Here is a 12,062-nt window from a genome sequence, read left to right on the forward strand (position 1 = left end):
CCGTCGGTCGCCTGTTCCACCAGTTCCTGCGGTTGCACTATCGTCACGCTGCGCTCTACCTGCTTGCCTAGTCGTCCGCACCCTTGGCGGCGCGGAAACCGGCCTCCAGGTCGGCGATGATGTCGTTGACGTTCTCGATGCCCACCGACAGGCGGACCAGCCCGTCGGTTACCCCGGCCGCGACCCGCTCCGCGGCCGAGAGCTGGGCGTGGGTGGTCGACGCCGGGTGGATCACCAGCGAGCGCACATCGCCCAGGTTGGCCACGTGCGAGTGCAGTTCAAGGCCGTCCACGAAGCGCTTGCCGGCCTCGATGCCGCCCTTGATTTCGAACGCGACGATGGCGCCGGTCCCCTTCGGGCCGTACTTGCGGCCGCGCTCATACCAGGGGCTGGAGGGCAGGCCGAGGTACGCGACGGAGGCAACGTCGTCGTGCTCTTCCAGGAATTCGGCCACCCTCTGAGCGTTGGCCACATGCCGCTCCACGCGCAGGCTCAGCGTCTCCAGCCCTTGGGCAATCAGGAAGGCATTGAACGGCGAGATGGCGGACCCCAGGTCGCGCAGCAACTGCACCCGGGCCTTGAGGATGTAGGCCAGGTTGGCGCCCAGAGCGCCGTTGACGCCGAGGTCGCGGGCGAAGACCAGCCCGTTGTACGTGTCGTCCGGCGTGTTGAACCCCGGGAACTTTTCGGGGTCGGCGGCGAAATCGAACGTGCCGGCGTCGACGATCACGCCGCCGATCGCCGTACCGTGGCCGCCGAGGTACTTGGTGGCCGAGTGGAGCACGATGTCGGCCCCCCACTCGATCGGGCGGATCAGGTACGGGGTGGACAAGGTGTTGTCAACGATCAGCGGCACGCCGTTTTCGTGGGCGATGGCGCTGACCGACTCCAGGTCCAGCACGTCCTGGCGCGGGTTGGAGACGACCTCGCCGAAGAACGCCTTGGTGTTCGGCTTGACGGCATCGCGCCACTGCTGCAGGTTGTCCGGATCCTCGACGAAGGTGACCTCGATGCCGAACTTGGGCAGCGTGGTGCGCAGCAGGTTGTAGGTGCCGCCGTACAGGCTGGGGCTGGCCACGATGTGGTCGCCGGCCTCGGCCAGGTTGAGGATGGAGAACGTCGACGCGGCCTGGCCCGAAGCAAGCAGCAGGGCGCCGACGCCGCCCTCCAGGTTGGCGATCCGGGTCTCGACCGCTTCCTGGGTGGGGTTGCCGATCCTGGTGTAGATGGGTGCCAGTTCGGACAGGGCGAACCGGTCGGCCGCGCTCTGCGCGCTGGGGAACACGAACGACGTGGTCTGGTAGATCGGCAGTGCGCGGGCGCCCGTGGCGGCGTCCGGCTCCTGCCCTGCGTGGATCTGACGGGTTTCAAAGGACCAATCGGCGTTGGACATGGTGCAACTCCTTCACTGGAAGGGGCCATCCGGGATCCGGCCGTGCCGGCATGTCTGTCCCGGGTGTGACCCGCGCTTGCGCACCGCCTTATGGCGGCTGCCTGGTCTTCACCCGGGGCACCCCACCGCGGTTGGAGGGTTGCCGGCCAGCAAACCGGGGTTTTGCGCTGGCACTCATGACCTGCCTCCAGTCTCCGCAGACAAGCCGGCGGCCGCAACAATATGACACCTTATGACTGGGCACCGGTCTCCGGACCGCCTGTCCGACCGTCCGCTTCGTCACTGTTGCCGGCGCGTGCCGGGGAGGCGGATTTGCTGTCCGGAACGGCGCGTTCACCACGAGCCGCAAATTGAGTGACTTAGGTCACCCTAAGTCGAGAGCGGGTTCACAAAGTGCCAAGATAATGCCATGCGCTTCGACCATGTTTCTTATGCCGCTGAACCCGACGGTCTGGCTGCCACCTCAGAGCGGATCTCCAAAGCCCTGGGCATCGACGCCGTCAAGGGCGGGGTTCACCCCCGCTTCGGCACCCGCAATATGATCTTCCCCCTCACCGACCACCACTACCTGGAGGTCGTGGAGGTGCTCGACCACCCCGCTTCCGACAAGGCCCCCTTTGGCCAGGCAGTGCGGGCGCGGTCGGAAGCCGGCGGCGGTTGGATGGGCTGGTGCGTGGCGGTCGACGACCTGACCCCGTTCGAAGAACGGCTGGGCCGCCACGCGGTTCCCGGCAACCGCAAGTTCCCGGATGGGCAGGAACTGAGCTGGCAGCAGATCGGGATCAAGGGCCTCATCGCCGACCCGCAGGTGCCCTACATGTTGCGCTGGGATGACGGCACCGAACCGCTGCACCCGTCCAACGCCCGCCCCGCCACGGTCAAGCTGATCGGCCTGACCATCGCCGGCTCTTCCGAGCGGGTGGCGGACTGGCTAGGCACGCCGGTCGACGGCCTGCTGGACGACGTCAAGGTCGCCTGGACGGCACCGAACGGTACGCCGGGCATCCTGTCCGTCCGCTTCGAAACCGCCAACGGAATCGTCGAACTGTAAGTCTTTCGAGAGGATCGACGTCGTCGATCGCCGCAGCGGCGCCCTGATCGCAAGGCCGGGCGCCGCTGCGCTGCCCGGCCGGTTTCACGTGCCGATGCCGATGGCCGGCCCCAGCAGTGTGTAGCCGACGAAACCGGCAATATCCAGCAGCGCGTGCGCCACCACCAGCGGCATCACCCGCTTGGCCTTTGTATAGGCGTAGCCGAAGACCAAACCCATGAGGAAGTTCCCGATGCCCGGCCCGATGCCCTGGTAGAGGTGGTAGGTCCCGCGCAGGGCGGCGCTGACGAAGATCGCGGACCAAATGCCCCAGCCGAACCTCGCGAAGCGGTTGAAGAGATAGCCCACCATGACCACCTCTTCGAGGACCGCATGCCGCAGCGCGGACAGGATCAACACCGGAACCGTCCACCAGTATTCGTCCAGGGCCGCCGGGACAATGGCGGTGGTGATACCCAGGGCCCGGCCGGCGGCATAAACGCCCAGCGTCCCGACACCGATCACCAGCGCGAGCAGGAAGCCCAAGCCGAAGTCCAGCCGGGGCCGGGAAAACGTGAACCCGATCGCCCGGAAGGCCGACCGTCCGGGAACGGTCATCAAAAACAGCACCAAGGCCACCGGCACCAGCGCAAAGACGATGCCGAGCATTTGGTACACGAAATCGAAGAGCTCCCGCTCGTTCAGCACCGGGTTCAGCGTGGTCGTCTGCGAGGCCAGCGGAGCGCGGGTCATTTTTTCCAGCAGGTTCACCACGGCATAGACCGCCGACTGCCCGAGCGAGAGTCCCAGGACGATGAGCACTTCCGCCCGGTAGTACTTGACCGTGCGCGGCGTGCTCGCGGTGGCGACCTTCTGCTTGTCCATAGCCCCCATCTTCCCAAGAGAACCGCGGGCGCAGATACAAGGCGTGGAGTGCTTTCAGAGGGAGACGCAGATCCTCATGGGGTCTCCGGCCTCGCGTTCATCGTCGGAGAGCAGCGGGTCGCGGTGATCGATCTCGCCACCCAAGACGGGAGTCCATTAGAAACCGGCTAGGTGCCAGTAGTGTAATGACCGCCAGGAATCGCGCGGCTAGAAATCAGGTTTCAAGGTTTCCGTCCGATCCATTTTTAGAAGGCTGGCTGCCAGCACATGCACTCCTCTACTGATGTGCACGGCGTCTGTCCACTCTTCCGGGCAATGGCTTCGGCCGTTGTGAGATGGGATGAAGATCATTCCAGCAGGGCAGCGGGCTGCCAGGTGCGCAGCGTCGTGACCGGCGCCACTCGGCATGGGCATCCAGGGGAGCCCGAGGCCATCGAGTGCTGATGCCGTCACGTTCTGTACTGATGCGTTAGCCGGTACGACAGGAGTTTCCGCCGCCCAGTCAAGGAGTGCTTCCACTCCGCTTTCGGCGCTCTGCCGAAGGATTTGATCGGCTACCCTTCTCCGCACACCAGAGAGCCAGATCTGATTGTCGCTGCGGAATTCTGCCATCAGCGTTGTTCGACCCGGAATCACGTTTCCAGAACCTGCTTCAACGAGCAGGTTGCCGCTGGTCGCGACCGCATGGACAGGTGCTTCACAGGCCTCCCGTTCGACGGCCAGGACGGCCTTGGCTGCAGCGACCAATGCATCCCGCCGGTCATCCATGTTACGAGTGCCGGCATGATCCGATCTGCCGAGAAAGGTGGCGAGCAGCGTGTGAACGCCAACGATTGAGGTAACAATTCCTACATCGATTCCCTTCTGCTCAAGGATCGGGCCTTGCTCCACATGCAGTTCGAGGTACCCGTGTAGTTCGTTTTGCGCCCACGAGCGTGCAAGCATGCCGTTTGGATCCACGCCGAAGCGTGCCACCGCGTCGCCCAGTCTGTTGCCAACTGAGTCTGTACGGTTCAGATCCTCCGTCCTCATCGCGCCAGCTGCCGCACGGCTACCGAGGCAGTATCCACCGTAGGGGTTCGCTTCTTCACCCAGAAAGTCGACGACCAGCAGATCATGATTGAGCATCGTGGAAGTCTCGCGGAAGCGGCGCGCAGCTTCTATGCCTCCAAGCACTCCGACGATCCCGTCGAATCGTCCGCCTCCTACCACGGTGTCGGTGTGTGACCCGGTGACTAGCGGCGGGCCGGAATAGCGCCCTCGGAGTCGGCCGACGATGTTTCCTGCAGGGTCAACAGTGACTTCGAGGCCGGCGTCCCGCATGCGGGATTGTACCCAGATGCGGGACGCCGAATAAGGATCGCTGAAGACCGGGCGGCTCCACCCAGGTGAGTCGGATTCTCGTAGTTGTGAGAGATCTATCAGATCGGCCCATAGACGTTCCTGGACCGGCTCCAGCGATGCCGCATCCTGCATGTTTCTACTCCTAAGGCGGCGTTTTACGCACTCACCCTTAAGGCTGCCGTCTGTTCACCGGCTGGGGGAAGGGCCTGGTGTGAGATGAAGGGCTGTGGTGCCTTCGGCTGCAAGGCGCTCGCCTACAAATCCAGCAGCAGACGCTTGCCCTTGCACCGGGAGACGCAGATCATCATGGTGTCTCCGGACTCGCGTTCGTCGTCGGAGAGCAGCGAGTCACGATGGTCGATTTCGCCGCCCAGCACAGGAGTTTCGCAGGTGCCGCAGATTCCCTCCCGGCAGGAGCTCAAAGGGGTGATCCCGACCGACTCAAGGGCCTGCAGGATGGTCTCATCCGAGCCCACCGGGACCTCCGTCCCATCGGCCAGTTCAACGATGAACGCCGAATTGCCGCCCACCGGCATACGTAAGTTATCGCCGGTGGCGGTGAAGCGCTCACAATGAAAACGCGCAGGGACTTCCCACCCGTCGGCAATCGTCTGGATGACATTTAGCAATGGCCCGGGACCGCAGGCGTAAACGTGTGTTTCCGAGGGTAGGTCCCCCAACAGTTCTGCCAACGGGTAGAAGCCGCTTTCGTCATCCGCGTGGATATGGATGTCTCCCCCAAGCGACTGGATCTCATCGAGAAACGCCATCGACGAGCGGCTCCGCCCCAGATAGAGCAGACGCCATGGGACTCCGAGGGCGGCGGCCTCGCGGATCATCGGCAGGATGGGGGTAATGCCAATGCCGCCGGCGATGAAGGCATAGCTGCCGGCAGGTGCCAGGACGAAATTGTTGCGCGGTCCCCGGACCTGAATTTTGGTTCCCGGCCTCAGCATGTCGTGCACGTAGGCCGAGCCGCCGCGCCCGTCGGGTTCGCGGAGTATGCCCAGCCGCCAGGCAGCACGGTTCGTCCGCTCAGAGCAGAGCGAGTATTGGCGCAAGAGGCCGTTGGGAAGGAGGACGTCCACATGTGAGCCGGCGTCCCACTCCGGCAGATCCTCGCCCAGCGGATGTTCCAACTGCAGGGAGACTACACAGTTGGACTCCTGCCGGATTGAGCGAACTTCGACGTCAAAAAAATCTTCATTCATGATTGCCCTCACGGTGGGTATCAGGCTGCTGCCGGTTCGGCGAGAACAGAGGCCAGGAAGGCCTTGGTGCGATCGTTCTTCGGGTTGGTTATCACCTCGCGGGCCGGCCCCTGCTCCACTACGTAGCCGTCCGCCATAAACACCACCCGGTCCGCGACGTCCCGGGCAAAGTGCATCTCGTGCGTCACCACGACCATCGTCATGCCGGAGTTGGCCAGGTCCTTCATCACCTTCAGGACCTCACCCACCAACTCCGGGTCAAGGGCCGAGGTCGGCTCGTCAAAGAGCATCAGCCGTGGCTCCATGCACAGGGCGCGCGCAATGGCCACCCGCTGTTGCTGGCCGCCGGAGAGCTGCCTCGGGTAAGCCTCGGCTTTTTCCGCCAGACCTACTTTTTCCAACAGTCCCATCGCCCGGGCCACGGCCGTGGCTTTCTTTTCCTTTCGGACAAGCCGTGGTGCTTCGATCAGGTTCTCCAACACCGTCATGTGCGGGAACAAGTTGAACTGCTGGAAGACCATTCCCACTTCGGTACGGCTGCTGCAAATGTCGTTGTGGCTCTGTTCGTACAGCTTGCTGCCTTTAAGGTCGTAACCCACGATCTTGCCATTCACCCACATGCGGCCGCCGTCGACTGTTTCCAAATGGTTGATGCAGCGCAGGAACGTGCTCTTGCCGGATCCCGAGGGGCCGATCAGGCAGACCACTTCCCCCGGCTGCACTTCCAAATCAATGCCCTTCAATACCTGATTGGAACCGAAGTTCTTGCAGATCGCGTTGGCCCTCACCATCGGTTCAACGCCGTGGGTAACCGTCATTTCTTGCCGCCTTTCAAGGAGAGCGCGTCATGGGTGGCGAAAAACCGCTTCAACTGCTGCAGCGGCGTCGGCGGCAGGTTCCGCTGGTTGCCGCGGGCAAATCGCCGCTCCAGGTAGTACTGGCCGATGGTCAGGACCGAGGTAATCAACAGGTACCAGAGGCTTGCGACGATCAGCAGCGGGACGGTCTCGAAGGTCCGCGCGTAAATAATCTGCGCCGAGTACAAGAGCTCCGGCACCGAGATCACGCTGACCAACGCCGTGGTCTTGAGCATGCCGATGGTTTCGTTGCCGGTGGGAGGGATGATGACGCGCATTGCCTGGGGCAGCACCACCCGCCGCATGGTCTGCATGCGGGTGATACCCAGGGCCTCGGCTGCCTCTGTCTGCCCGTGGTCAACGGACAGTATGCCCGCCCGGACAATCTCGGACATGTAGGCACCTTGGTTCAGGCCAAGACCGAGGATCGCTGCCGTCATGGGAGTGATCAACTGGTTTGCGTCCAGTTCAATGCCCGGAATGCCGAGGGTGATAACCGGGTACAGCGCAGCCAGGTTGAACCAAAACAGCAGCTGCACCAGCACCGGCGTGCCCCGGAAAAAGTTAACGTACGCAAACGCGGCACTACGTACCACCGGATTGACGGAGAGCCGCATGACTGCGAAGACGACCCCGAGCACGATGCCGATGGCCATGCTGATCGCCGTCAGGCCAAGCGTGACGAGGATGCCGCGGCCGATGGACACGTCGCGCAGGTACAGGCCCACGACGTCCCATCCGAAGTTGGGGTTCGTCATCACGGATCGTAAAAGCAGCCCGGCGATCACTATGATGACGGCTGCGGACAGCCACCGACCGGGATGCTTTGCCTTGACGACGGTGTAACCATCGCCGGCAGGGGCTACTTGCTCGTTTCGGGTAGTCACGGCAGTCATGCGGATGCTTCCTCTCCGCTACTTCTTGTCGAGGGCTTCGGAGGTGATCAGAACCGACTCCGGGAGGGCCCATTTGGCGCGCATTTCCTCGTAGTAATCGCTGTCCAGAATGCCTCGGGTGGCCTCAGTAACCGCTTCCTGCAGCCCGCCGTCCTTGGCAAGGGCGATGCCGGTGGGGATCGGGTCGTAGTCCTCGCCGGCGGCCAACTCGAATTTATCCCCGGCTTCCTTTGCCTGGTAGGCCAAGGAAACGCTGTCTGCGACCACAGCGTCTACGCGACCGGAAGTCAGGGCAAGGTTGGCGTCCGTCTGCCCGGGAAAGTTCTGAATAGTGATGGGTTCCTTGCCCGCTGCCGTGCATTCCTTGGAGAATTCGGGCAGGTACTCCATGGATTGGATCGATCCCTTTTGGCCGGCGATCTTCTTGCCGCACATGCTCATGGGATCCATCGAGATCTTCTGGGGGTTCCCGGGAAGGACGGCGACGCCAGAGCCCCCGTTGAGGTACGGCACGAAGTCAACAATTTTCTCGCGTTCCGGGGTGATGGAGAAGGTCGACATGGCCATGTCGTACTTTCCGGAGGCCAGGCCCGGCAGGATGGTGTCGAAGGTCGCGGGCACGTGTTCAATCTCCAAGCCCAGGGCAGCACCGATGGCGTCCGAGAAGTCGACGTCGTAGCCGATCATGGTCTTGTTATCCGTGTCGTAGTACTCGAACGGCGCGTAGGTCGGGTCGGAGGCAACGCGCAGGGTTCCGGCGGCCCGGATCTCCTCCGGCAGCAAGTCTCTGGCCGCCTCGTTGAGGGCCACAGCCTCCGAGGAAGCATTGGAGCCGCCCGGAGCAGCGGAACCTGCAGGTTCCGGCACGGCCTGGGACGCGTTGGTGCAGGCAGCCAGTGACAGGGCCAGCAGGACTGAACCGGCGAGGACGGTTGATCGGGGGGCGCGTTGACGTGAATGACGCATGGATTTTCCTTTCGAAGTCCGGACAGCGTTGTCCGGTTTTGGATATCCGCACTGACCAGGAGACGGTCAGTGCCTCGGTGCTTCAATTTCGGGTGCTACGTGCAGCATGTAGTTGCCGAGCGAGACGAGTGCGGGCCTGCGCAGGATGGCCACCATGCCGTTCACCGGGGCGGTGTAGGTTTGCGGCGGCCGCTGCAGGTCATCGATGGCATGGACCCGTGCAACCGGGTCACCGGCCCGGACCCGGTGGCCCAGTTCCACCAGGGGTTCGAATAGCCCGGCAGTGGTGGCCATCACTGGGGAATCGGGCACCAACTCCAGCCAGACGGGTTCGGCTGCTTCCGCGGCTGCCGGTTGCAGGACGGTGTCGTACTGTGCCGGCATGATTCCCATGTGGGCCAGCAGCGAGCGTACGCCGCGCCGCCCGCCCGCCAAGACGCCCGGATGTATCGTGCCTCCCCCGCCGAGTTCGGTGGAAAGCGTCAGTGCACCTGCGTCGTCGCCGGCGGAACTGAGCGAACCAGGTTCAAGCCGGGGTGGCACGGCTATCGCATAGGGCAATCCCATCGCCCGAGCCGCGGCCACTTTCCGCGCCCACGCCTGCTCGTCCGGGCCCCGGTACAAAAACATGCTTGGCAGGTACGTGGAATTGGATCCGCCCGAATGCAGGTCGATCACAACGTCGGCTAGCGGCAGCAGCGTCCCTGCGATCAGGTCGGCAACTTGGTCGGTGGGTCCCCCGCGCCGCCCGCCCGGGTAACTACGGTTGAGGTTCCCCCCATCGATCGGCGACACCCTTGTACCGGCACGCACTGCCGGGGCGTTCGCCGCCGGCACGATGATCACCGTCCCGGTCACGTCCTCGGGCTCCAAAGAACGGATCAGTTCATGCAACACGACTTGGCCTTCATACTCATCGCCATGCGTGCCGGCGACCAGCAGCGCCGTCGGTCCCGGCCCCGAAGAAATCACTGCCAGGGGAACCGGGATCAGCCCGTTGTCATGGACGTTGTCTGAATGCGACAGACCGGCAAAACCCAACTGCTTGCCGGGCCTGCCAAGCTCGATCCCATGCAGGGCATGATCCGTGATGCGCCGGGCAGCGTCGACGCTGCCACCGGCGGTCAGGGGACCCACCGCAGCACCTTGGCCTTCCGCGGGGCGAGGGTGATGACCTGGACCGCGGATGCGCCCCCGGCCAGTGAAAGCCGGATCTCCTCGCCGTCCTCGCCTTCAACAATGAAGGTGTCACCGGCGCGCAGCCAGCGCTGCCAGGGGCCGCCCTGCGCGGCGACGAGCGCCTCGCCGGCCAGTCCGGTCACCAGCAGTTGCTCGCCGGGCCCGCGCTGCAGGGTGCCGGTGTAGTTGCCGGTGTAGCGCCGGCTGTCGGAAGCGATGTAGTTCTCATCGGCTTCAAGTGCGACGGCGGGCTCGGGGCCGGATTCATCCAGTTCCACCGTCCAGCGCCACGGGTCGCCGCGCTCCGCGGAATCCGGGCATGCCGCCAGGATCTTGGCTCCCGAGTCCGCCGAGGTCTCCGCACCGAGGGCGTTTGCCCTGATCAGCATCCACATGCCGGCGCCTAGGCCGTCACGGGAGCAACCGGCTCCCGGCGGGCGGCCGAACCCATCGCGGACTTGGCCTGCTGCTCCTTCTTGATCAGCGCGGCCAGGATGCGCCGCGCCTTCGCGACGCCGCCGTCCTGGGCGATCAGGACATCGAACTCGCCCTCGGGCCGGGTCTGCATCCCGATCTCCTGGGCCTCCAGCGCGGATGCGTCCTCGTCCAGCACGGTGGCCAAACCAACGCGCAGATCCTCTGTCGCCTGCTCGTTGTCGACGGCGAAGTTACGGCTGAAGGCGTAGTAGTACCAGGAATTGTGCTGGTCGATGGGCGTGATCCCGTTGAGGACCTTGATCAGGAAGCCCTCTTCGCGCGGCTTGCCCTCCCCGGTGATGCCGGAGTGCAGAACGTGCAGGTTGGGCACGAAGAACTCGGTGCAGTGGAAGCGGTCGAACAGCCCGCGGGCGTCCATGGTTTCGGCATAGAGCGGCGGCGCTTCGACCGAGGGCATCAGGCGGTCGACGCTGACCACGTTGCCCTCGACTTCCACGGTGATGCCGTGTTCGTAGATGTAGTCGTCGCCCACGGTGGTCTTGTGCAGGAAGGACTCGTGGGTCAGGTCCAGCAGGTTGTCGTGGATCAGGTCGGCCCGGCACTTGAAGTGGTACGAATGGGTGACGGTGGCCCACTCGGGGTCCACCATCCAGTGGGTGTCCGGGACGTCGGCCGGGTCGGCCAGTTCCGGATCGCCGGTCCACACCCAGATCCATCCGTCCTGCTCCACCACGGGGTATTTGCGCACCTTCGCGCGCTCCGGGATCGAGGACTGGGCCGGCACCTTGGTGCACATGCCGTCCGGGCCGTAGGTGAAACCGTGGTAGCCGCACTCCACCGAATCGCCGATGGTGCGGCCTTCCGAGAGCGGGAAGGCGCGGTGCGCGCAGCGGTCCGCAAGGGCAATGGCTTCGTTGTCCTGGGTCCGGAACAGGACGATCGGCTGCTCGCAGATGACCCGCCGCACCGGCTTGCGGGTGACCTCCGTCGACCACGCCGCCACGTACCAAGTGTTCAGCACATACATTTTAAGGTTCTCCTCCAACAGGTGTGTATACACTGTATTCAGAGCCGCAATGTGACGTCAAGCACTTTCAGCTAAACGTTGGCAAGTTACGCGTTTGGCCGCTTTTGCCTCGAAATCCATGTCCTGCTTGGCGGCAGGGCTATAAAGTGCACTCAATGAAACCCAAAAGGAGGCCATCGTGGCTGCGATACCGAATGACGTGAGGCCGCTGGCGGTCCGGGTCCACGAGCAGCTGAGCGCCGACATCATCAGCGGATCCATCGAACCGGGTTCAGCCCTGGCCCAGGAGTCCGTGGCGGCACAATACGGTGTCTCCCGCACGCCCGTCCGCGACGCGCTCACCCAGCTGACGCTGGAAGGACTGACCACCCTCGTCCCGGGCAAGGGTTATATCGTGAACCAGCTCGACGAGCGTGAGATCGAGAACGTCTTCAAGGTGCGCTACGCCCTGGAATCACTCGCGGTCCGGGACGCCATTGGGTCCTACACGCCGCAGCAACTCGTGCGGCTCGGCGGCCTCGTGGACGAGACGGAAATCGTCGACCCGCAGGACAGCGGTGAACTCTTCCGGTTGGGCAGGGCCTTCCATCTGGCCCTGATCGAACCCTCGGACAACGACTACCTGCGCGGCGTGATCTCCTCCATCTGGAACCATCCCATCCAGCACCGGATCACATTGACGTACCGGCAGGGACCGGAGCACCAGGCCAAGGTCATCCACGACCACCGCAGCATTCTCCAGGCACTGAAGGACCATGACGCCGAGCGTGCCGTCGAGGTCCTTGCGCACTGCCACGACGTCAAGGACCCCAACCGGTACGAGCACATCGGCTGAC

Annotated in this window: 12 protein-coding genes and 1 riboswitch; of the genes, 2 read left to right on the forward strand and 10 right to left on the reverse strand. The window is 63.9% G+C overall.

Annotation, left to right across the window (positions count from 1 at the left end; all coding sequences use genetic code 11):
* Positions 1–67: 67 nt before the first annotated feature.
* Complete coding sequence (locus AC5RWG_RS13760) at positions 68–1,393, reverse strand: bifunctional o-acetylhomoserine/o-acetylserine sulfhydrylase (protein ID WP_494014236.1); 1,326 nt, start codon at positions 1,391–1,393, stop codon at positions 68–70.
* A gap of 67 nt (positions 1,394–1,460) precedes the next feature.
* A riboswitch (SAM riboswitch) is annotated at positions 1,461–1,575 on the reverse strand.
* A gap of 227 nt (positions 1,576–1,802) precedes the next feature.
* On the opposite strand from AC5RWG_RS13760, the gene AC5RWG_RS13765 reads away from it, so the two are divergent.
* Positions 1,803–2,444, forward strand: coding sequence for a VOC family protein (locus AC5RWG_RS13765; protein WP_494002488.1), 642 nt, complete (start codon positions 1,803–1,805; stop codon positions 2,442–2,444).
* An 84-nt stretch (positions 2,445–2,528) separates the two neighbouring features.
* On the opposite strand, the gene AC5RWG_RS13770 is transcribed toward AC5RWG_RS13765, so the two are convergent.
* The 9 genes from AC5RWG_RS13770 to AC5RWG_RS13810 form a co-directional block, all read right to left on the reverse strand.
* Positions 2,529–3,308 carry a CPBP family intramembrane glutamic endopeptidase gene (locus AC5RWG_RS13770; RefSeq protein ID WP_494139637.1) on the reverse strand — a complete coding sequence of 260 codons (780 nt, stop codon included), beginning with the start codon at positions 3,306–3,308 and terminating at the stop codon, positions 2,529–2,531.
* Between the two features lie 207 nt (positions 3,309–3,515).
* Complete coding sequence (locus AC5RWG_RS13775; RefSeq protein ID WP_494139638.1) at positions 3,516–4,784, reverse strand: M20 family metallo-hydrolase; 1,269 nt, start codon at positions 4,782–4,784, stop codon at positions 3,516–3,518.
* A 122-nt stretch (positions 4,785–4,906) separates the two neighbouring features.
* Entirely contained in the window at positions 4,907–5,875 is a 969-nt protein-coding gene (locus AC5RWG_RS13780) for a PDR/VanB family oxidoreductase (protein WP_494167164.1), read from the reverse strand.
* Positions 5,876–5,883: 8 nt separating this feature from the next.
* Complete coding sequence (locus AC5RWG_RS13785; RefSeq protein ID WP_494139640.1) at positions 5,884–6,681, reverse strand: amino acid ABC transporter ATP-binding protein; 798 nt, start codon at positions 6,679–6,681, stop codon at positions 5,884–5,886.
* Positions 6,678–7,616, reverse strand: coding sequence for an amino acid ABC transporter permease (locus AC5RWG_RS13790; protein ID WP_494139641.1), 939 nt, complete (start codon positions 7,614–7,616; stop codon positions 6,678–6,680). Before AC5RWG_RS13790 ends, AC5RWG_RS13785 begins: the two co-directional genes overlap by 4 nt.
* Positions 7,617–7,634: 18 nt before the next feature.
* Positions 7,635–8,582, reverse strand: a complete 948-nt coding sequence (locus AC5RWG_RS13795) for an ABC transporter substrate-binding protein (RefSeq protein ID WP_494139642.1) — start codon at positions 8,580–8,582, stop codon at positions 7,635–7,637.
* A 66-nt stretch (positions 8,583–8,648) separates the two neighbouring features.
* Positions 8,649–9,719, reverse strand: coding sequence for a succinylglutamate desuccinylase/aspartoacylase family protein (locus tag AC5RWG_RS13800; RefSeq protein ID WP_494167165.1), 1,071 nt, complete (start codon positions 9,717–9,719; stop codon positions 8,649–8,651).
* The gene (locus tag AC5RWG_RS13805; RefSeq protein ID WP_494167166.1) at positions 9,707–10,156 is read right to left on the reverse strand and encodes a hypothetical protein; all 450 of its coding nucleotides are present in this window, start codon (positions 10,154–10,156) and stop codon (positions 9,707–9,709) included. The genes AC5RWG_RS13800 and AC5RWG_RS13805 overlap by 13 nt, the downstream gene beginning before the upstream one ends.
* Positions 10,157–10,164: 8 nt before the next feature.
* Entirely contained in the window at positions 10,165–11,244 is a 1,080-nt protein-coding gene (locus tag AC5RWG_RS13810; RefSeq protein WP_494026403.1) for an aromatic ring-hydroxylating dioxygenase subunit alpha, read from the reverse strand.
* A gap of 160 nt (positions 11,245–11,404) precedes the next feature.
* Between AC5RWG_RS13810 and AC5RWG_RS13815 the strand changes: the two genes are divergently transcribed.
* Positions 11,405–12,061, forward strand: coding sequence for a GntR family transcriptional regulator (locus AC5RWG_RS13815; RefSeq protein WP_494023759.1), 657 nt, complete (start codon positions 11,405–11,407; stop codon positions 12,059–12,061).
* Position 12,062: the final 1 nt, after the last annotated feature.

This window comes from Arthrobacter sp. Y3221160, from assembly GCF_059092585.1.